The organism is Pseudomonas sp. FW305-28 (assembly GCF_017351395.1).
Lineage (GTDB): Bacteria > Pseudomonadota > Gammaproteobacteria > Pseudomonadales > Pseudomonadaceae > Aquipseudomonas > Aquipseudomonas fluorescens_AA.
In genome coordinates, this window is sequence record NZ_JACNDD010000128.1 from 1 (window position 1) to 19538 (window position 19538).

The 19538-nt window shown below is 62.1% G+C and carries 20 protein-coding genes; 13 read left to right on the forward strand and 7 right to left on the reverse strand.

Going from position 1 to position 19538, the window contains the following annotated elements:
* Positions 1–6: 6 nt before the first annotated feature.
* From J4E53_RS23715 to J4E53_RS23745, 7 genes are all read left to right on the forward strand, one after another.
* A complete protein-coding gene (locus J4E53_RS23715; protein ID WP_060740692.1) occupies positions 7–567 on the forward strand; it encodes an antibiotic biosynthesis monooxygenase in 561 nt (186 codons plus the stop codon).
* A gap of 209 nt (positions 568–776) precedes the next feature.
* Complete coding sequence (gene folM, locus J4E53_RS23720; protein WP_060740691.1) at positions 777–1487, forward strand: dihydromonapterin reductase; 711 nt, start codon at positions 777–779, stop codon at positions 1485–1487.
* Positions 1488–1507: 20 nt separating this feature from the next.
* Entirely contained in the window at positions 1508–2068 is a 561-nt protein-coding gene (gene folE / locus J4E53_RS23725; protein WP_060740690.1) for a GTP cyclohydrolase I FolE, read from the forward strand.
* Complete coding sequence (folX, locus tag J4E53_RS23730) at positions 2069–2449, forward strand: dihydroneopterin triphosphate 2'-epimerase (RefSeq protein WP_014340149.1); 381 nt, start codon at positions 2069–2071, stop codon at positions 2447–2449.
* Positions 2450–2547: 98 nt separating this feature from the next.
* A complete protein-coding gene (locus J4E53_RS23735) occupies positions 2548–2844 on the forward strand; it encodes a DUF1244 domain-containing protein (protein ID WP_003205454.1) in 297 nt (98 codons plus the stop codon).
* Positions 2837–3175, forward strand: coding sequence for a HopJ type III effector protein (locus J4E53_RS23740; protein WP_103310381.1), 339 nt, complete (start codon positions 2837–2839; stop codon positions 3173–3175). The genes J4E53_RS23735 and J4E53_RS23740 overlap by 8 nt, the downstream gene beginning before the upstream one ends.
* 298 nt (positions 3176–3473) lie before the next feature.
* Entirely contained in the window at positions 3474–4724 is a 1251-nt protein-coding gene (locus J4E53_RS23745) for an aspartate aminotransferase family protein (RefSeq protein WP_103310382.1), read from the forward strand.
* Positions 4725–4910: 186 nt separating this feature from the next.
* On the opposite strand, the gene trxB is transcribed toward J4E53_RS23745, so the two are convergent.
* The gene (gene trxB / locus J4E53_RS23750) at positions 4911–5873 is read right to left on the reverse strand and encodes a thioredoxin-disulfide reductase (protein ID WP_003205459.1); all 963 of its coding nucleotides are present in this window, start codon (positions 5871–5873) and stop codon (positions 4911–4913) included.
* 311 nt (positions 5874–6184) lie between these two features.
* On the opposite strand from trxB, the gene cysZ reads away from it, so the two are divergent.
* Together cysZ and J4E53_RS23760 are read left to right on the forward strand one after the other, a co-directional pair.
* The gene (cysZ, locus tag J4E53_RS23755; protein WP_053125122.1) at positions 6185–6940 is read left to right on the forward strand and encodes a sulfate transporter CysZ; all 756 of its coding nucleotides are present in this window, start codon (positions 6185–6187) and stop codon (positions 6938–6940) included.
* A gap of 39 nt (positions 6941–6979) precedes the next feature.
* Positions 6980–8179: a glycosyltransferase family 1 protein gene (locus J4E53_RS23760; protein ID WP_103310384.1), complete on the forward strand. Its 1200-nt coding sequence runs from the start codon at positions 6980–6982 to the stop codon at positions 8177–8179.
* Positions 8180–8267: 88 nt separating this feature from the next.
* Here J4E53_RS23760 and J4E53_RS23765 read toward each other — a convergent pair whose 3' ends face one another.
* The 3 genes from J4E53_RS23765 to J4E53_RS23775 form a co-directional block, all read right to left on the reverse strand.
* Entirely contained in the window at positions 8268–9371 is a 1104-nt protein-coding gene (locus J4E53_RS23765; protein ID WP_060740686.1) for an NADH:flavin oxidoreductase, read from the reverse strand.
* A gap of 331 nt (positions 9372–9702) precedes the next feature.
* A complete protein-coding gene (locus J4E53_RS23770; RefSeq protein WP_060740685.1) occupies positions 9703–10185 on the reverse strand; it encodes a glutathione peroxidase in 483 nt (160 codons plus the stop codon).
* Positions 10186–10300: 115 nt separating this feature from the next.
* Positions 10301–10786, reverse strand: coding sequence for a peptidylprolyl isomerase (locus J4E53_RS23775; protein ID WP_060740684.1), 486 nt, complete (start codon positions 10784–10786; stop codon positions 10301–10303).
* Here J4E53_RS23775 and J4E53_RS23780 point away from each other — a divergent pair.
* Genes J4E53_RS23780 through J4E53_RS23790 form a run of 3 tightly spaced genes read left to right on the forward strand, consistent with a single transcriptional unit; the run spans position 10755 to position 14162 of the window.
* Positions 10755–11093 (forward strand): DUF3565 domain-containing protein, encoded by a 339-nt coding sequence (locus J4E53_RS23780; RefSeq protein ID WP_060740683.1) that lies wholly within the window; start codon positions 10755–10757, stop codon positions 11091–11093. The two genes, J4E53_RS23775 and J4E53_RS23780, sit on opposite strands and share 32 nt — an antisense overlap.
* A 60-nt stretch (positions 11094–11153) precedes the next feature.
* On the forward strand, positions 11154–13253 hold the full coding sequence (pta, locus tag J4E53_RS23785) for a phosphate acetyltransferase (RefSeq protein WP_103310386.1): 2100 nt from the start codon (positions 11154–11156) through the stop codon (positions 13251–13253).
* Complete coding sequence (locus J4E53_RS23790) at positions 13254–14162, forward strand: acyltransferase (RefSeq protein ID WP_060740681.1); 909 nt, start codon at positions 13254–13256, stop codon at positions 14160–14162.
* A gap of 183 nt (positions 14163–14345) precedes the next feature.
* Here the strand turns inward: J4E53_RS23790 and cysN are convergent, their stop codons facing one another.
* The 3 genes from cysN to J4E53_RS23805 all read right to left on the reverse strand — a co-directional run bounded on the left by cysN (position 14346) and on the right by J4E53_RS23805 (position 18182).
* A complete protein-coding gene (cysN, locus tag J4E53_RS23795; protein ID WP_060740680.1) occupies positions 14346–16244 on the reverse strand; it encodes a sulfate adenylyltransferase subunit CysN in 1899 nt (632 codons plus the stop codon).
* Positions 16245–16253: 9 nt separating this feature from the next.
* The gene (cysD, locus tag J4E53_RS23800; RefSeq protein ID WP_003178041.1) at positions 16254–17171 is read right to left on the reverse strand and encodes a sulfate adenylyltransferase subunit CysD; all 918 of its coding nucleotides are present in this window, start codon (positions 17169–17171) and stop codon (positions 16254–16256) included.
* Positions 17172–17423: 252 nt separating this feature from the next.
* A complete protein-coding gene (locus J4E53_RS23805; protein ID WP_060740679.1) occupies positions 17424–18182 on the reverse strand; it encodes a Nif3-like dinuclear metal center hexameric protein in 759 nt (252 codons plus the stop codon).
* A gap of 103 nt (positions 18183–18285) precedes the next feature.
* Between J4E53_RS23805 and algW the strand changes: the two genes are divergently transcribed.
* Positions 18286–19446 carry a Do family serine endopeptidase AlgW gene (gene algW / locus J4E53_RS23810; protein WP_060740678.1) on the forward strand — a complete coding sequence of 387 codons (1161 nt, stop codon included), beginning with the start codon at positions 18286–18288 and terminating at the stop codon, positions 19444–19446.
* Positions 19447–19538: the final 92 nt, after the last annotated feature.

Consider the following 19538-nt stretch of genomic DNA (forward strand, 5'->3'; position numbering starts at 1 on the left):
TACATAATGTCGACCTCACCCGTCACTTTGATGGTGGCCCGCCGCGTCGCCAATGGACGTTATCAGGATCTGATTGCCTGGTTGCGCGAAGGCGAACAATTGGCCACCGATTTCCCTGGTTACCTGGGGTCCGGCGTGCTTGCGCCTCCGCCCCAGGACGATGAATTCCAGATCATTTTCCGTTTTGCCGACGAGCAGACACTGCACGCCTGGGAACACTCCGCCTCGCGCACGGCCTGGCTGGGACGGGGCAGCGATCTGTTTGCCCATCCCTCCGAACATCGGGTGCGTGGCATCGATGGCTGGTTCGGCACGGTCGGCCAGCGTCCGCCACGTTGGAAACAGGCCGTGGCCATCTGGCTGGCGTTCTTTCCCGTGTCGCTGTTGTTCAATTTCCTGTTGGGACCGCTGCTGGGCGAACTGGGCCTGTTGAGCCGCGTGCTCATCAGCACCGTCATCCTGACACCGCTGATGGTCTACCTGTTTATCCCGATGTCGACCCATCTGCTGGCGAACTGGCTCAACGGCGCGCCGCAGCGGGCATTGCCGGCTACGCAGAATCATTGAGGCCACCTGCCTCGATAGTCCTCCTGTGGGAGCGAGCCTGCTCGCGATAGCGGTGTGACAGTCAATGAGGATATTGAAGGTCAGGCCGTCATCGCGAGCAAGCTCGCTCCCACAGTGGGCAACTGGTCGCGACCGGATTGATCTTTGTACATAGGACGCGCCCCGCGTCGCTGTTATAGTTTTGCTCTTGCCGTGAACCGAGCCGTCCCATGTCCAGCGCCACCGCTCCGATCCTGATCACTGGTGCAGCCCAGCGCGTCGGCCTGCATTGCGCCCGGCGCTTGCTGGAGGACGGGCATCCGGTGATCGCGACCTATCGCACCGAGCGCCCCGGCGTGCAAACGTTGCGGGACCTGGGGGCAGTGGTGCTGTTCGCCGACTTCTCCAGCGAAACGGGGATCCTGGCCTTTATCGAGCAACTCAAGCAACACACCGACCGGCTGCGGGCCATCGTGCACAACGCCTCGGCCTGGCTGGCCGAAGGCCCGGGCAGCGAAGCGGCGGCCTTCAACGCCATGTTCGGCGTGCACATGCTTGCGCCTTACCTGATCAACCTGCATTGCGCCGAGTTGCTGCTGCGTTCAACGCCGGCGGATATCGTGCACATCAGCGATGACGTGACCCGCAAGGGCAGCGCCCGACATATCGCCTATTGCGCCACCAAGGCCGGCCTGGAAAGCCTGACCCTGTCGTTCGCGGCCAAGTTCGCCCCGGCGATCAAGGTCAACGGCATCGCCCCGGCCCTGCTACTGTTCAACCCCGAAGACGACGCGGCTTACCGCGCCAAGGCACTGGCCAAGTCCGCACTGGGTATCGAACCCGGCAGCGAAGTGATCTACCAGAGCCTGCGTTATCTGCTGGACAACCCTTATGTCACCGGCACGACCCTGACCGTCAACGGCGGGCGGCACGTCAAATAGCCTTGTTTCGAGGATGCACCATGACGCTATCCCTGCCCCAGAACTACCGCGAGATCCTCATCGGCCTGGGGGAAAACCCCGAGCGCGAAGGTTTGCTCGACACCCCGGTGCGTGCCGCCAAGGCCATGCAGTACCTTTGCCACGGCTATGAACAAAGCGTCGAGCAGATCGTCAACGGCGCGCTGTTCGCCTCTGACAACGATGAAATGGTGATCGTCGCCGACATCGAACTCTATTCCCTGTGCGAACATCACCTGTTGCCCTTCATCGGCAAGGCCCATGTGGCTTATATTCCTACCGGCAAGGTCCTGGGGCTGTCGAAGGTCGCCCGGCTGGTCGACATGTTCGCCCGCCGCCTGCAGATCCAGGAGAACCTGACCCGGCAAATCGCCGACGCGGTGCAGCAGGTCACCCAGGCCGCTGGCGTGGCGGTGGTGATCGAGGCCCAGCACATGTGCATGATGATGCGCGGTGTCGAAAAACAGAACTCGACCATGAACACCTCGGTGATGCTCGGCGCCTTTCGCGATTCCAGCACCACGCGCCAGGAGTTCCTGCAATTGATTCGACGGAGCAAGTAAATGCCACAACTTCAGCCAGCCATGGCACGCATCAAGGTCAAGGACCTGCGCCTGCGCACCTTCATCGGCATCAACGAGGATGAAATCCTCAACAAGCAGGATGTGTTGATCAACCTGACCATCCTCTATGCCGCCCAGGAGGCGGTGCGCGACAACGACATCGACCACGCGCTGAACTACCGCACCATCACCAAGGCGATCATCGCCCACGTGGAAGGCAACCGCTTCGCCCTGCTCGAACGCCTGACCCAGGAATTGCTCGACCTGGTCATGGCCAACGAGTCGGTGCTGTACGCCGAAGTCGAAGTCGACAAGCCCCACGCCTTGCGATTCGCCGAATCAGTGTCGATTACGCTCGCAGCAAGCCGGGCTGCTTCATAGCCGCTACAGGCTTCAGGCTGTAAGCTTCGAGCCTGACCACCGTAATCCAAACTTGCAGCTTGAAGCGCGCCGCTTGAAGCTGTCTTGCAGAGATCCCCATGAACGACCAACAACGCCTCGAACTCGAAGCCGCCGCTTTCCGTCGGCTGGTTGCCCACCTGGACAGCCGCAAGGATGTGCAGAACATCGACCTGATGAACCTCGCCGGCTTCTGCCGCAACTGCCTGTCCAAGTGGTACAAGGCCGCCGCCGATGAGCGCCAGGTCGAGGTCAGCCTCGACGACGCCCGCGAAGTGGTCTACGGCATGCCGTACGCCGAATGGAAAGCCCAATACCAGAAAGAAGCCAGCGCCGAACAACAGGCGGCGTTCGCCAAAGGAAAGCCCGATGCCTGATCTCAATACCCTGCGTAGCCGCCTCAAGAGCGGCGAACATGCCTTCGCCGACACCCTGGCCTTTATCGCCGCCGGTTACGACTACCAGCCCCAGGCCTTCAATAACGGCGGCGTGCAAAACGCCGCCGGGCAGAACGAAGGCTCGTGCAAGACCCTGGGCCTGGCACTGCTCGAAGGCTTGAGCGATGAAGAAGCGCTGCTGGCATTCGGCGAACATTACCGTTCGGTACTGGCCACGCCCGAAGGCAGTGATCATGGCAATATTCGCGCGCTGATGGTGCATGGGCTGGCAGGCGTGAAGTTCGACGAGCAGCCGCTGCAACGGCGCTGATCGATCCTGCCTGTGTGGTGAGGATCCGCTTTTGTGGCGAGGGAGCTTGCTCCCGCTGGGCTGCGCAGCAGACCCAAGCAGTCAAACTCAATTTGCCTGGCACACCAGGTCGCCAGGTTTCGGGGCCGCTTCGCGCCCCAGCGGGAGCAAGCTCCCTCGCCACAAGCTCATTCCAAGTAAGCGGCGCCTCACCACATCCCGACTTTTAAGATTGACCCGGCAACTTTATTTCGTTTGCCGGGCCCCTCTGCTCGCGGCTTAGATAACGGAAATTTCTCCTTCGTCCGGGCCGTCATCCATGAGCAGCGAAACCATCAGCCAATCGATCTCCATCGTGCATCCCGTCAGCCTCAGCCACGGCAGGAATGCCGAGGTCTGGGACACCGACGGCAAACGCTACATCGACTTTGTCGGGGGCATTGGTGTGCTGAACCTCGGCCATTGTCATCCGCGCATTGTCGAGGCGATCCGCGAACAGGCTACGCGGCTGACTCACTACGCATTCAACGCCGCCCCTCACGCTCCCTATATCGAATTGATGGAACGCCTGGCGGCGTTTGTCCCGGTGGATTACCCGGTCAGCGGCATGCTCACCAACAGCGGCGCCGAGGCGGCGGAGAACGCCTTGAAGATCGTGCGAGGCGCCACGGGCCGTACCGCCGTGATCGCGTTTGACGGTGCCTTTCACGGCCGCACCCTGGCGACCCTCAACCTCAACGGCAAGGTCGCGCCTTACAAACAGAAAGTCGGTGTCCTGCCCGGGCCGGTGTATCACCTGCCGTACCCCAGCCAGGACAACGGCGTCACCTGCGCAGAGGCCTTGAAAGCCATGGAGCGGCTGTTCAGCGTCGAGATCGATGTGAATGACGTGGCCTGTTTCATTGTCGAACCGGTGCAGGGCGAAGCCGGCTTCCTGGCGATGGACGTGCCCTTCGCCCAGGCTCTGCGGCAGTTCTGTGATGACAAGGGCATTGTGCTGATTATCGATGAGATCCAGTCCGGCTTCGGCCGCACCGGCCAGCGCTTTGCCTTCTCCCGATTGGGCATCGAACCAGACCTGATCCTGTTGGGCAAAAGCATTGCCGGCGGCGTGCCCCTCGGTGCGGTGGTGGGACGCAAGGCGCTGCTGGACAACCTGCCCAAGGGTGGCCTGGGCGGCACCTACTCGGGTAACCCCATCGCCTGCGCCGCCGCACTGGCGACCCTGGACGAAATGACCGACGCCAACCTGCACGCCTGGGGCGTGCAACAGCAAGAGGCGATCGTCAGCCGCTACGAATCCTGGCGCAGCCGCGGGCTAAGCCCTTACCTGGGCCGCCTGACCGGCATCGGCGCCATGCGCGGCATCGAGCTGAGCCACGCCGACGGCACCCCGGCTTCGGCACAATTGACGCAACTGCTGGCCCTGGCGCGGGAATCGGGCTTGTTGCTGATGCCCAGTGGCAAGTCGCGACACATCGTGCGGCTGCTGGCGCCGTTGACGACCGAGCCGGCAGTGCTGGAAGAGGGGTTGGATATTCTGGAGGCATGCCTGGCGAAGCTGGCCTGAATGCAGTGCTTCTGAGCACACAAAAACCCTGTGGGAGCGAGCTTGCTCGCGATAGCGTCAAGTCTGCCGACATCGATGTTGAGTGATACACCGCCATCGCGAGCAAGCTCGCTCCCACAAGGGTTCACCGCCAGGTATTCGGGTATTAAAAAACCGGCCGAAGCCGGTTTTTTTATGCCCGATGGATCAGAACGAAGCGTTCTGCAGGCCATCCAGGTAACGCTCGGTGTCCAGGGCTGCCATGCAACCGGCACCGGCCGAGGTGATCGCCTGGCGGTAGACGTGGTCGGCCACGTCGCCGGCCGCGAAGATCCCTTCGACGCTGGTGGCGGTGGCGTTGCCGTCGCGGCCGCCCTTGACCACCAGGTAGCCGTCCTTGAGTTCCAGCTGGCCTTCGAACAGCGAGGTGTTCGGCGTATGGCCGATGGCGATGAAGACGCCGTCGACCTTGATCTCGTCAAAGCTGCCGTCGTTGTTCTTCAGGCGGGCACCGGTCACACCCATGTTGTCGCCCAGCACTTCGTCCAGGGTCGCGTTGAGCTTGAGGATGATCTTGCCTTCGGCGACGCGGGCATTGAGCTTGTCGATCAGGATCTTCTCGGCGCGGAAGGTTTCGCGACGGTGGATCAGGGTGACCGTGCTGGCGATGTTGGCCAGGTAGAGCGCTTCCTCGACCGCGGTGTTGCCGCCACCGACCACAGCCACTGGCTTGTTGCGGTAGAAGAAACCGTCGCAGGTGGCGCAAGCCGACACACCTTTGCCCATGAAGGCTTCTTCCGACGGCAGGCCCAGGTAACGAGCGCTGGCGCCGGTGGCGATGATCAGGGCATCGCAGGTGTAGGTCGCGCTGTCGCCGGTCAGGGTGTACGGCTTGGCGGCGAAATCCACGGCGTTGATGTGGTCGAAAACGATCTCGGTCTCGAAGCGCTCGGCGTGTTCCTTCATGCGCTCCATCAAGGCCGGGCCGGTCAGGCCATGGACGTCGCCCGGCCAGTTGTCGACTTCGGTGGTGGTGGTCAATTGACCGCCGGCCTGCATGCCGGTGATCAGCAGCGGCTTGAGGTTGGCACGGGCCGCATAGACCGCAGCGCTGTAACCGGCAGGGCCGGAACCAAGGATAATCACTCGCGAATGACGCACTTCAGACATGACCTGCTCCTGTTGACCGGACCTTGCGGGCCGGAACGCCGGGTGAGCGGCGTGAATAAAAAAGGACCGTTGACGCACTTGGGGAAGGCTTGGGTTCGACAGTCCTGCAAAAGAATGGGTGCAGCGTATCGAGGGAGCGAAGATTAAGGAAATACGGTTTAACAATCCAGCTCATAGGTGAGCTCTATTCCCAGCGGCCCTTTTAATAGGCGCCCTCGCCTCAAGAAACGTTGTTACACGCCATGTCGCCGCTTTCCCGCGCTGGGCAAAGCCGGTAAGGTCGGCGCGTTCACCTTCGCTCGGAGTCACCTATGCCCGCCCCCGTCCTGTCCGGCCCGCAATATTTGCGAGAAGGCCTCAAGCTGGTCCTGAGCCCGGGCCTGCGCCTGTTCGTACTCTTGCCCCTGGCGATCAACCTGGTGCTGTTCGTCGGATTGATCTACCTGGCCGGCCATCAGTTCAGCCTGTGGGTCGATACGCTGATGCCGTCGCTGCCAGAGTGGCTGAGTTTCCTCAGCTATGTGCTCTGGCCACTGTTCGTGGTGCTCGTCGTGCTGATGGTGTTCTTTACCTTCACCATGCTCGCCAACATCATCGCCGCGCCGTTCAACGGTTTTCTCGCGGAAAAAGTCGAAGTGGTCATCCGTGGCACCGACGACTTCCCGGCCTTCAGCTGGGCCGAATTGATTGCCATGATTCCCCGGACCCTCGGTCGTGAAGCGCGCAAACTCGGCTATTTCCTGCCCCGCGCCCTGGGGTTGTTCGTGCTGTCGTTCATCCCCGTGGTCAATCTGGTGGCGGCACCGCTGTGGCTGCTGTTCGGCGTGTGGATGATGGCGATCCAGTACATCGACTACCCGGCGGACAACCACAAGCTGGGCTGGAACGAAATGCTCGCCTGGCTGCGGGAAAAACGCTGGCAGAGCCTGGGTTTTGGCGGCAGCGTGTACCTGGTGCTGCTGATCCCGGTGGTGAACATCCTGATGATGCCAGCGGCGGTGGCCGGGGCGACCTTGTTCTGGGTGCGCGAGCAAGGCGCCGAGACCGCCCTGGCCCGTCAGGGCTGAGCCGTCACAAATCCATCATCCTGGCGTCACAATGACGAAATGGCCCCGGTCGACACTGGGGTCATGACCACACCCCTGCACATTACCCTGATCACCGAAACCTTCCCGCCGGAAATCAATGGCGTGGCCAATACCTTGGGCCGCCTGTACGACGGCTTGCGCGCCCGTGGGCATCAGGTCGAGTTGATACGGCCTCGCCAGGCCGACGACTTACGCCAAGCCAGTGACGAGCAGTTGCTGCTGTGCCGGGGCTGGCCGTTACCAGGCTATCCGGGCTTGCAGTGGGGTCAGGCGTCGATGCACAAGCTGCTCAGGCGCTGGAAACGTCATCGTCCGGACGTGCTCTACATCGCCACGGAGGGGCCGCTGGGTTTGTCGGCGCTGCGGGCGGCACGGCGCCTGGGCATCTCGGTGGTCAGTGGTTTCCACACCAATTTCCAGCAATACACCCAACAGTACGGCCTCGGGCTGTTGAGTCGCGTGCTCACCCATTACCTGCGCTGGTTTCACAACCGCTCCAGCCTGACCCTGGTGCCCAGTCTCAGCCAGCGCCTGGAACTGGAACGACGGCATTTCGAGCGCGTGACGTTGTTGTCCCGCGGCGTGGACAGCCAACTGTTCCACCCGGTCAAGCGCTCGTCGAGCCTGCGCGAAGCGTGGGGCCTGGGCGACGACGACATCGCCGTGCTCCATGTCGGACGCCTGGCACCGGAAAAAAACCCGGGGCTGCTCAAGCGCAGTTTCGAGACGCTGTGCAGCGCTTTTGCGGGGCGACGGATGAAGCTGGTGATAGTCGGCGACGGCCCGCAGCGATCCGAGCTGGAGCAGGAATTGCCCGAGGCGATCTTTTGCGGCTCGCAACGCGGCGAGGCGCTGGCCAGCCACTATGCGTCCGGGGATGTGTTTGTCTTTCCGAGCCTGACCGAAACCTTCGGCAACGTGGTGTTGGAGGCGCTGGCGTCCGGGCTGGGCGTGGTGGCCTACGATCAGGCCGCGGCTGCGCAACACATTCGCCACGGCTATAACGGCGTGCTGGCGATGCCAGGGGATGAAGAGGCGTTCTGCGATGCCGCCCGTTGGCTGCTGGAGGAGCGCGAGACCTTGCGTTGTGTGCGGCTCAATGCGCGCCAGCATGCCAGTCGCCAGGGTTGGGCGGCGGTGATCGAGCAATTTGAAGCGCAGCTGCGAGGGGTTTGTCAGGTCGAATCGTCGCTGCCTCAGGCCGTGTCGCAACGCTGAAAAGCATCGCGGGCAAGCCTTGCTCCCACACGACTGACAACTCTGTGGGAGCAAGGCTTGCCCGCGATGAGGCCCTACAAGGCGCCGCTTAAACCAAGGTCATCAAGGCTTCGCGACTGAACGGCAAGATCTCCTGCTCCCGCCCTTCACGGACTTTTTGCGCCCAGTCCGGATCCACCAGCAGCGCACGCCCCACCGCCACCAGGTCGAACTCATCGTTGTTCAAGCGCTCCAGCAGCTTTTCCAGGCTGGCCGGTTGCGCGACCTTGTCGGTGTTGACCATGAACTGCAGGAACTCGCCATCCAGGCCGACGCTGCCGACGGTGATGGTGGGCTTGCCGGTGAGCTTGCGGGTCCAGCCGGCCAGGTTCAGCTCGGAGCCTTCGAACTCTGGCTCCCAGAAACGCCGTGTCGAGCAATGGAAAATGTCCACGCCCGCCTCGGACAACGGCTTGAGGAATTCGCCCAAGGCTTCGGGGGTCTGCACCAGGCGCGCGGTGTAATCCTGCTGCTTCCATTGGGAGAAGCGGAAAATGATCGGGAAACCCTCGCCCACCGCCGCACGCACGGCACGGATCAATTCGATCGCGAAGCGCGAGCGGTTGGCCAGGCTGCCACCATAACCGTCAGTGCGCTGGTTGCTGCCTTCCCAGAAGAACTGGTCCACCAGATAGCCGTGGGCGCCGTGGATTTCCACCCCGTCCATGCCGATGCTCTGGGCGTCTTTCGCCGCCTGGGCAAACGCAGCGATAACCTCGTCGATATCGGCCTGGGTCATGCCGTGGACCACCACCTGGCCGTCCTTGAGTTTTTCGCTCGGACCATAGCCGGGCACGCTGGCATCCGGCTCGGTGCCGATGCGTCGCACACTGCCCACGTGCCACAACTGTGGAACGATCTTGCCGCCTTCGGCATGCACCGCATCGACCACCTGCTTCCAACCGGCCAGCGCGGCGTCGCCGTAGAAATGCGGCACATTCGGATAACCGTTGGAGGCCTTGTGCCCGACCGTCGTGCCCTCGGTGATGATCAGGCCGACCCCGGCCGCCGCGCGGCGACGGTAGTACTCGACCACCTTGGCGTTCGGCACGCCACCCGGCGAAAAGGAACGGGTCATCGGCGCCATCACCACCCGGGTTGGCAATTCGAACGCGCCGAGGTGGAAGGGTTTGAACAGGGCTTTTGCAGGCATGGGGCACTCCACGGGACGAAGTCACAGGTCGGATATGACGACGATAATATGGAGCACGGGGAGTGCTGGGTAGCACTATTGATTTGAATGATTAAGGATCAGAAGGAAGCGCTGAGGGGGCTCGACCAGAACCCTGTGGCGAGGGAGCTTGCTCCCGCTCGGTTGGTAGGAGCTGCCGAAGGCTGCGATCTTTTGATTTTCGCTTGAGACTCAAGTGATTGGGGAAAGATCGCAGCCTCGTTGCACTCGACAGCTCCTACGGGCGCAGCCCAGCGGGAGCAAGCTCCCTCGCCACAGGGGGACATCATCATGGCTGCAATGCCCTTGGGAATCAGCTCAGTGCTTTTTCGATCGCCTGGATCACCGTGGGATCATCCGGCGCCGTACGCGGCGAGAAGCGCGCCAGCACCCGGCCGTCCTTGCCGAGCAGGAATTTTTCGAAGTTCCAGGTAATGTCCCCGGGAAACTCGGCCCCCTCGCCCGCCAGCAGACGGTACAACTGGTGACGATCATGACCGTTCACGTCCAGCTTGCTGGACAGCGGGAACGTCACGCCGTAGTTGAGGCTGCAGAATTCCTGGATTTCCTGCTCGGTCCCCGGCTCTTGCCCGGCGAACTGATTGCAGGGCAGGCCCAGCACGCTGAACCCCTTGTCCTTGTATTGCTGGTAAAGATTTTCCAGCGCCGCGTACTGAGGCGTCAGGCCACATTTGGAGGCGACGTTGACCACCAGCACGACTTGCCCCTTGAACGGCGCCAGAGCAAGCTCCTGACCATCCAGGGCTTTGAGTTTAAGGTCGTGGAAAGCACTCATGACGAACTCCAGGTTTGCGGATCTTTTCGAAAACAGCCATGGGTGATGCTAACAGCAAGCGACTAAAAAGGCGCCATAGGGCGCCTCTCCAGTCAACTTGAGCGTAGCGCACAAATCAGTGGTGATGACCACCTTCGCCATGGACGTGACCATGGGCGATCTCTTCCTGGCTGGCGTCACGGATGTCGACGATCTTGACCTTGAAGTTCAGGCGCTGGCCAGCCAACGGGTGGTTGCCGTCAACGGTGACGTCATCGCCTTCCAGGTCGCGGATGGTGACGATCTGCATCTGGCCATCGGGTGCCGAGGCGTGGAACTGCATGCCCACTTCCAGCTCATCCACGCCTTCGAACATGCTGCGGCTCAGGGTGCTGACCAGTTCGGCGGAGTATTCACCGTAAGCGTCTTCCGGCTCGACGGCAACGTTCAGGTCGTCACCGACCGCTTTACCTTCCAGGGCTTTTTCCAAGCCCGGGATGATGTTGCCTGCGCCATGCAGGTAGACCAGCGGAGCGCCGCCGGCAGAGCTGTCGATGACCTCACCAGCGTCGTTGGTCAGGGTATAGTCGATGGAGACAGCCTTATTGGCGGCGATCAGCATGGGGCGAGACCTTTTGCATAAGAATGAAGAACGGACAAGTCTAAACAAGGATTTGCCCGAAAGCGAACGGAACCCGGACAAACGGGCCTGCTCGAACAGACCGACGGTCACTGGTTTGCATCAGGATGAGGACGGGCACTGGGTGGCCGAGCTGTCCTGCGGCCATACCCAGCACCTGCGCCACCAGCCACCCTGGCAGTCCCGGGCCTGGGTACTGGACCCTGTGCAACGTATTGAAAAAATAGGCCAGCCCTTTGCTTGCGGCTGGTGCGCTCAAGGCCCGGTTAGCGATAACCTTGGCGACTGAATTGTGGGTAGACGGCCAGTCATAGGCCGCGCCATTGCCATGCTCCTTTAGAGAATCCGCATGCAAACTTTTTTTATCGCACCCACCGATTTTGGTGTGGGCCTGACCTCCATCAGCCTCGGGCTGGTGCGTACCCTCGAACGGGCCGGGCTGAAAGTCGGCTTTTTCAAACCCATTGCCCAGCCGCATCCCGGCGACACCGGGCCGGAGCGCTCCACCGAGCTGGTGGCCCGCACCCATGGCCTCAAGCCTCCGCAGCCCCTGGGCCTGGCGCACGTCGAGCGCATGCTCGGCGACGGCCAGCTCGATGAGCTGCTGGAAGAAATCATCACCCTTTACCAGCAAGCGGCCATCGGCAAGGACGTGCTGGTCGTCGAAGGCATGGTCCCGACCCGCAACGCCAGCTACGCCGCCCGGGTCAACCTGCACCTGGCCAAGAGCCTCGACGCCGAGGTCATCCTGGTGTCGGCACCGGAGAACGAAGTGCTGACCGAGCTTTCCGGGCGGGTAGAGTTGCAGGCGCAACTGTTCGGCGGGCCGAAGGACCCGAAAGTCCTCGGGGTGATCCTGAACAAGGTCCGCACCGAGGAAAGCATGGAGGCGTTTTCCGCACGGCTCAAGGAGCACTCGCCCTTGCTGCGCAGCGGCGATTTCCGCCTGCTCGGTTGCATCCCGTTTCGCCCCGAACTCAACGCCCCGCGCACCCGCGACGTGGCCGACCTGATGGGCGCCCAAGTGCTCAATGCCGGCGACTACGAAACCCGGCGCATGAGCAACATCATCATTTGCGCCCGCACCATGCGCAACACGGTGGAACTGCTCAAGCCCGGCGTGCTGGTGGTAACCCCCGGCGATCGCGACGACATCATCCTCGCCGTGAGCCTGGCCGCGATCAACGGCGTGCCACTGGCCGGCCTGCTGCTGACCAGCGACACCCTGCCCGACCCACGCATCATGGACCTGTGCCGCGGCGCCTTGCAGGCAGGGTTACCGGTGCTGTCGGTGAGCACCGGCTCCTATGACACCGCCAACCTGCTCAACGGCCTGAACAAGGAAATTCCCATCGATGACCGCGAACGTGCGGAGATCATCACCGATTTCGTCGCCAGCCACCTGGACGCCAAATGGCTGCACCAGCGCTGCGGCACACCGCGGGAAATGCGCTTGTCGCCGGCGGTGTTCCGCTATCAGTTGATCCAGCGCGCCCAAGCCGCCAACAAACGCATCGTGCTGCCCGAAGGCTGCGAACCGCTGACCGTCCAGGCCGCCGCCATTTGCCAGGCCCGGGGCATTGCCCGCTGCGTGTTGCTGGCCAAACCGGCCGACGTCGAAGCGGTGGCCCGCGCCCAAGGCATCGAGCTGCCGCCGGGGCTGGAGATTCTCGACCCGGATTCGATTCGCGAGCGTTATGTCGAACCGATGGTGAGGTTGCGCAAGAGCAAGAGCCTGAACGCGCCGATGGCCGAGCAGCAACTGGAAGACACCGTGGTCATCGGCACCATGATGCTGGCCCTGGATGAAGTGGACGGACTGGTATCCGGGGTCATCCACTCCACCGCCAACACCATCCGTCCGGCGTTGCAACTGATCAAGACCGCGCCGGGTTGCTCCCTGGTGTCCTCGGTGTTTTTCATGCTCTTCCCCGAAGAAGTGCTGGTCTACGGCGACTGCGTGATGAACCCGCACCCCAGTGCTGCGGAACTGGCGGAAATCGCCCTGCAAAGCGCCGACTCGGCCGCCGCGTTCGGCATCACGCCACGGGTGGCGATGCTCAGCTATTCCAGCGGCGAGTCGGCCAGTGGCGAAGAAGTGGAAAAAGTCCGTGAAGCCACCCTGCTGGCCCACGAAGCCCAGCAGGGCCTGCTGATCGACGGTCCGCTGCAATACGACGCCGCCGCCAATGAAACCGTGGCGCGGCAATTGGCGCCCAACAGCCAGGTGGCCGGCCGGGCGACGGTCTTCATCTTCCCCGACCTCAACACCGGCAACACCACCCACAAGGCCGTGCAGCGCAGCGCCGATTGCGTCAGCCTCGGGCCGATGCTGCAAGGCTTGCGCAAACCGGTGAATGATTTGCCCCGCGGCGCCCAGGTCGACGACATCGTGTACACCATCGCCCTGACCGCGATCCAAGCCGCCAACCGACCTCTGGATATTTAAATGCTGGACTTCCTGCCTCCCCCTTTGCGCGGCGTCATTGCCTCGCTGCTGTTGGCGTTGAACACCATCGCCTGCTGCACGCCGCTGTTCATCGTGGCGATTTTCAAGCTGTTGCTGCCCTTCCCCACCGCCCAGCGCTTCACCGATTGGCTGATGGGCCACATCCACGAGGCCTGGATCAGCAACAACAAGGCCTGGATGAACCTGCTGCGCCGTACCCGCTGGCACCTCAGTGGCCTGGAGGGCCTGGACTACCAGCATTCGTACCTGATCACCAGCAACCACCAGAGCTGGGTCGACATCATGGTGTTGCAGTACGTGCTGAACCGGCGCATCCGGCCGTTGAAGTTCTTTCTCAAGCAGGAACTGATCTGGGTGCCGGTGATCGGCCTGGCCTGGTGGGCCTTGGGCTTCCCGTTCATGAAGCGTTACTCCAAGGCGTACCTGGAGAAACACCCGGAAAAGAAAGGCAAGGACCTGGAAACCACTCGCAAGACTTGCGCGAAGTTTCGCAACAACCCCGTGGGCATTTTCAACTTCGTCGAAGGCACGCGTTTCACCGACGGCAAGCATGCCCAGCAACAGTCACCGTTTCGCTACCTGCTCAAGCCCAAGGCTGGCGGCATCGCGTTTGTGCTCGATGCCATGGGTGAACAACTGGAATCGATCATCAACGTGACCATCCATTACCCGGGCGGACGTCCGGGGTATTGGGATTTGCTCTGCGGCAACGTTGGGGAAGTGGTGGTGCATTTCCAGGAACTGAAGATTCCGCCGCAGTTCATCGGCAAGAACTACGACCAGGACGGCGTGTATCGCCTGGAGTTCCAGGGCTGGATCAACCAGCTGTGGCAGGACAAGGATGCGTTGCTTGCGCAGATGCACCGCGAGTATCCCGGTAAATCCTGAGGTGTCTGTACTGGCCTCATCGCGAGCGAGCTCGGCTCCCACAGAGATTGTGGGTGAACATGGAAGTGCAGTTTGCATCAATCCCTGTGGGAGCCGAGCTTGCTCGCGATAGCGTCCTTCCAGACAACAAAAAGCCCGCAGACGATCACTCATCTGCGGGCTTTTTACTGACAGCGGCGTTCCTTAGATCGCCCCACGCTTGCGCAGCAGATCCAGCACCTGCTTGACGCTCTCTTCCAGTGTCAGCGCCTGGGTGTCGATGACCAGGTCGGCATCCAGCGGCACGTCATACGGGAAGGACTCGCCCGGGATGTTGTCGCCGGCGGCGGCATACAGCCCTTGCGGATCACGCTGGGCACACACTGCTGGCGAGGCCTGGACGTAGACCGTCAGCAGACGCTCACGGCCGATCAGGTCCTTGGCCTGCTCACGCCCTTCGGCACTCGGCGCGACGAACGCGGCGAGGGTCAGCAGGCCGGCTTCGTTGAACTGACGAGCGACATGCGCCGCACGGCGCCAGTTCTCGGTCCGCCCGGCACGATCCTGGGGCAGGCCCTTGTTCAGGTCATGGCGCAGGTTCTGGCCATCGAGGACAAAGACCGCACGACCCGAGTCGAACAACTTGCGCTCGACCGCATAGGCCAGTGTGCTTTTACCCGCGCCCGACAGGCCACTGAACAAGACCGTGGCCGGTTGCTGGCCGAAGCGCTGGGCGCGTTCTTCCACCGACACATGGGCCAGTTTGCCGTGGTGCGTGCTGCTGCCGTGGGTCAACGGCTGGGCGACGATCATACCGGCACCGACCGTGCCGTTGGTCAGGCGATCGATGACGATGAAGGCGCCGGTGGTGCGGTTGCTTTCGTAACCGTCCAGGGCGATCGGCGCATCCAGGGCGATCTTCACCTTGCCGATTTCGTTGAGCTGCAGCGCGCTGGCCGGGCCCTCTTCAAGGGTGTTCACATCCACCTTGTTGACGATGCTGGCAATGGAGCCCGGCACGTAGCTGGTGGCGCGCTTGATGTCGTATTTCTTGCCCGGCAGCATCGGCTCTTCGGCCATCCACACCAGCATCGCTTCGAAGCTGTCGGTGACCGGCGGAACGTTGTCGGCATGCACCAACAGGTCGCCACGGGAGATGTCGATCTCGTCTTCCATGGTCAGCGTGACCGCCTGGCCTGGACCGGCGTGCTCCAGCTCGCCTTCGAAGGTGACGATGGATTTCACGCGGCTGCTCTTGCCCGACGGCAGCACCACCACTTCGTCGCCCTTGTGCACGATGCCGCTGGCGAGGGTGCCGGCGAAACCGCGGAAGTTCAGGTTCGGACGGTTGACGTACTGCACCGGGAAACGCAGGTCGGTGAAGTTGCGGTCGCCCGCCACTTCCACGGTCTCGAGGATTTCCATCAGCGACTGGCCGGTGTACCACGGCGAACGCTCGGACTTGTTCACCACGTTGTCGCCCTTGAGGGCGGACATCGGCACGAAGTGCATGCTGGTGGGCTTCATCTTCAAGCCTTCGGCGAACTTCAGGTAGTCGGCCTTGATCGACTCGAACACGCCCTGGTCGAAGTCCTTGAGGTCCATCTTGTTGATGGCCACGACGATGTGCTTGATGCCCAGCAACGAGGCGATGAAGCTGTGGCGACGGGTCTGGGTCTGCACGCCGTAGCGGGCATCCACCAGGATGATCGCCAGGTCACAGGTGGAGGCACCGGTGGCCATGTTGCGGGTGTACTGCTCATGGCCGGGGGTATCGGCGATGATGAACTTGCGCTTGGCAGTGGAGAAATAGCGGTACGCGACATCGATGGTGATGCCTTGCTCGCGCTCGGCCTGCAGGCCGTCGACCAGCAACGCCAGGTCGATATCGTCCCCGGTGGTGCCGACTTTCTTCGAATCGCGGGTGATGGCTTCCAGGTGATCTTCGTAGATCATCTTGGAGTCGTGCAGCAGGCGCCCGATCAGGGTGCTCTTGCCGTCGTCGACGTTACCGCAGGTCAAAAAGCGCAGCAGCTCTTTACGCTCGTGCTGGCCCAGGTAGGCGAGGATGTCCTCGCTGATCAAATCAGATTGATGCGACATGACAGCCCCTTAGAAATAACCTTGACGTTTTTTATCTTCCATCGAGCCTGCGCCATCGTGGTCGATGACCCGGCCCTGGCGCTCGGAAGTTCGCGTCAGGAGCATTTCCTGGATGATATCCGTCAGGCTTTCGGCCTCGGACTCCACCGCGCCCGTCAACGGGTAGCAGCCAAGGGTACGGAAACGCACTTTCTTCTTGACGATACGGGCTTTGTCTTCGTCGGACAGGTGCTCGAGGATGCGCTCGTCGTCGATCATGATCAGCGTGCCGTTCTTCTCGATCACCTCACGCTCGGCGGCGAAGTACAGCGGCACGATCGGGATACCTTCGAGGTAGATGTACTGCCAGATGTCCAGCTCGGTCCAGTTCGACAACGGGAATACGCGGATCGACTCGCCTTTGTTGACCTTGCCGTTGTAGACGTTCCAAAGTTCCGGACGCTGGTTCTTCGGGTCCCAGCGGTGCTTGCTGTCACGGAACGAGTACACGCGCTCCTTGGCGCGGGATTTCTCTTCATCGCGACGGGCACCGCCGAACGCGGCGTCGAAACCATACTTGTCCAAGGCCTGCTTGAGGCCTTCGGTCTTCATGATGTCGGTGTGCTTGGCACTGCCGTGGGTGAACGGGTTGATGCCCTGCGCCACGCCATCCGGGTTCACATGGGTGATCAGGTCCAGGCCCAGTTCCTCGACCATGCGGTCGCGGAACTTGTACATTTCCTGGAATTTCCAGCGGGTGTCGACGTGCATCACCGGAAACGGCAGCTTGCCGGGGAAGAACGCCTTGCGTGCCAGGTGCAGCATCACGGCGGAGTCTTTACCGATGGAGTACAGCATCACCGGGTTATCGAACTCGGCGGCCACCTCGCGGATGATGTGGATGCTTTCCGCCTCCAGCTGTTTCAGATGCGTCAGTTTGTCGACCATGGCTACTCACGAAAACTTTCTTATGAACGGCCAGCGGGCCGTGTTCGAGCGGGGAATCCTAGCACAGCGACCTCTTCTAATCAGGGCGCCAACTAGATCGAAACAGCATATGGATATGCCTGGTGGTTCGGGCACTGCAACCGCTTTTTGTGGGAGCGAGCTTGCTCGCGATAGCAGTGTATCAGTCAGCACTGAGGTTGACTGACCCACCGCCATCGCGAGCAAGCTCGCTCCCACAATGGTTATAAGCAGTCAGATGGGATTCGGGCAATCGATGAAGATGTGCTCCAGGGCAAAGCGTCGCGCCAAGTAGTCACCCAGCGCCTGGACACCGTAGCGTTCGGTCGCATGATGCCCGGCGGCGATGAAGCTGATGCCGTTTTCCCGCGCACTGTGGAATGTCTGTTCCGACGCCTCGCCGCTGAGGTACAGGTCGACCCCGGCCAGCACCGCCTGATCGATATAACCTTGGCCACCACCGGTGCACCAGCCGACCCGGCGGATCATCTGCCCGCCTTCGATCAGCAAGGGCTCGCGCCCCAGGGCATCCTGAACCTTGCGCGCGAAATCCCGCGCCGTCATTGGTTCGGACAGGGAGCCGACCAGACCGACAACCTTGGGGTTATCCGGGTCCAGGGGGCCCTCGACGGTGATGTCCAACTGGCGGGCCAACTGCACGTTATTGCCCACCTCGGGGTGCAGGTCCAGGGGCAAGTGATAGGCCAACAGGCTGATGTCATGCTTGAGCAACGTCTTGAGGCGACGCTGTTTCATGCCGGTGATACAAGGGTTCTCGCCCTTCCAGAAATAACCGTGATGCACCAGCACCAGGTCGGCCTCGGCCTCGACGGCGGCATCGAGCAGCGCCTGGCTGGCGGTGACACCGCTGACGATGCGCATCACCTGGGGCGCGCCTTCGACCTGCAGGCCGTTGGGGCAATAATCGGCAATCCGGCTGCTTGCCAGGTAACGGTCCGCTTCTTCAACCAGGGTGTTCAGGGCTACGGCCATAAAAGACTCCTAAATATCCCGTTCAGAGGCGCGCGCGGCCTCGTATAATGCGCGACATTATGGGCGGTCTCATACCGCCTGCAACCTTTGTAGGACGTGCTTAATGCTCAAGGCGCTGCGTTTTTCCGGCTGGCCGCTGTTGGCCGGCGTGCTTGTCGCTCTACTGATTATCCAGCGCTACCCGGAATGGGTCGGCCTGCCGAGCCTCGACGTCAACCTGCAGCAAGCGCCGCAAACCAAGGCGGTGCAGCAGGGGCCGGTGTCCTATGCCGACGCCGTGACCACCGCCGCGCCGGCCGTGGTGAACCTGTACACCACCAAGGTCATCAACAAGCCCAGCCATCCGCTGTTCGAAGACCCGCAGTTCCGGCGCTTCTTCGGCGACAACTCGCCCAAGCAGAAGCGCATGGAGTCGAGCCTGGGCTCGGGCGTGATCATGAGCCCGGAAGGCTACATCCTGACCAACAACCACGTCACCGCCGGTGCCGACCAGATCGTGGTGGCCCTCAAGGACGGCCGTGAAACCCTGGCTCGGGTGATCGGCAGCGACCCGGAAACCGACCTCGCGGTGCTGAAGATCGACCTCAAGAACCTGCCGGCCATCACCATCGGCCGCTCCGACAGCATTCGCATCGGCGACGTGACCCTGGCCATCGGCAACCCGTTCGGCGTTGGCCAGACCGTGACCATGGGCATCATCAGCGCCACCGGGCGCAATCAGTTGGGCCTCAACAACTATGAGGATTTCATCCAGACCGACGCCGCGATCAACCCCGGCAACTCCGGCGGCGCGCTGGTGGATGCCAACGGCAACCTCACCGGGATCAACACGGCGATCTTTTCCAAGTCGGGCGGCAGCCAGGGCATCGGTTTCGCCATTCCGGTGAAGCTGGCGATGGAGGTGATGAAGTCGATCATCGAACACGGCCAGGTGATCCGTGGCTGGCTGGGCATTGAAGTCCAGCCGCTGACCCAGGAGCTGGCGGAGTCCTTCGGCTTGTCCGGACGGCCCGGTATCGTGGTGGCGGGGATTTTCCGCGACGGTCCGGCGCAGAAGGCCGGCCTGCAACTGGGCGATGTGATCCTGAGCATCGATGGCGAACCGGCCGGCGATGGCCGCCGCTCGATGAACCAGGTGGCGCGGATCAAGCCCACCGACAAGGTAACGATCCAGGTCATGCGCAACGGCAAGGAGCTCAAGCTCACCGCCGAAATCGGCCTGCGCCCACCGCCGGCGCCGGTAGTGCTCAAGGAAGAGCAGTAGCCGCAGGGCACATCCTGGGGGCCTGAAAAAACTTGTGGCGAGGGGATTTATCCCCGCTGGGTTGCGCAGCAACCCCAAAATCAGATACCGCG

Coding starts and splice junctions, on each gene's coding strand:
- J4E53_RS23715 (WP_060740692.1), top strand. CDS start 7: ATGTCGACCTCACCCGTCACTTTGATGGTGGCCCGCCGCGTCGCCAAT.
- folM (WP_060740691.1), top strand. CDS start 777: ATGTCCAGCGCCACCGCTCCGATCCTGATCACTGGTGCAGCCCAGCGC.
- folE (WP_060740690.1), top strand. CDS start 1,508: ATGACGCTATCCCTGCCCCAGAACTACCGCGAGATCCTCATCGGCCTG.
- folX (WP_014340149.1), top strand. CDS start 2,069: ATGCCACAACTTCAGCCAGCCATGGCACGCATCAAGGTCAAGGACCTG.
- J4E53_RS23735 (WP_003205454.1), top strand. CDS start 2,548: ATGAACGACCAACAACGCCTCGAACTCGAAGCCGCCGCTTTCCGTCGG.
- J4E53_RS23740 (WP_103310381.1), top strand. CDS start 2,837: ATGCCTGATCTCAATACCCTGCGTAGCCGCCTCAAGAGCGGCGAACAT.
- J4E53_RS23745 (WP_103310382.1), top strand. CDS start 3,474: ATGAGCAGCGAAACCATCAGCCAATCGATCTCCATCGTGCATCCCGTC.
- trxB (WP_003205459.1), bottom strand. CDS start 5,873: ATGTCTGAAGTGCGTCATTCGCGAGTGATTATCCTTGGTTCCGGCCCT.
- cysZ (WP_053125122.1), top strand. CDS start 6,185: ATGCCCGCCCCCGTCCTGTCCGGCCCGCAATATTTGCGAGAAGGCCTC.
- J4E53_RS23760 (WP_103310384.1), top strand. CDS start 6,980: ATGGCCCCGGTCGACACTGGGGTCATGACCACACCCCTGCACATTACC.
- J4E53_RS23765 (WP_060740686.1), bottom strand. CDS start 9,371: ATGCCTGCAAAAGCCCTGTTCAAACCCTTCCACCTCGGCGCGTTCGAA.
- J4E53_RS23770 (WP_060740685.1), bottom strand. CDS start 10,185: ATGAGTGCTTTCCACGACCTTAAACTCAAAGCCCTGGATGGTCAGGAG.
- J4E53_RS23780 (WP_060740683.1), top strand. CDS start 10,755: ATGGAGACAGCCTTATTGGCGGCGATCAGCATGGGGCGAGACCTTTTG.
- J4E53_RS23775 (WP_060740684.1), bottom strand. CDS start 10,786: ATGCTGATCGCCGCCAATAAGGCTGTCTCCATCGACTATACCCTGACC.
- pta (WP_103310386.1), top strand. CDS start 11,154: ATGCAAACTTTTTTTATCGCACCCACCGATTTTGGTGTGGGCCTGACC.
- J4E53_RS23790 (WP_060740681.1), top strand. CDS start 13,254: ATGCTGGACTTCCTGCCTCCCCCTTTGCGCGGCGTCATTGCCTCGCTG.
- cysN (WP_060740680.1), bottom strand. CDS start 16,244: ATGTCGCATCAATCTGATTTGATCAGCGAGGACATCCTCGCCTACCTG.
- cysD (WP_003178041.1), bottom strand. CDS start 17,171: ATGGTCGACAAACTGACGCATCTGAAACAGCTGGAGGCGGAAAGCATC.
- J4E53_RS23805 (WP_060740679.1), bottom strand. CDS start 18,182: ATGGCCGTAGCCCTGAACACCCTGGTTGAAGAAGCGGACCGTTACCTG.
- algW (WP_060740678.1), top strand. CDS start 18,286: ATGCTCAAGGCGCTGCGTTTTTCCGGCTGGCCGCTGTTGGCCGGCGTG.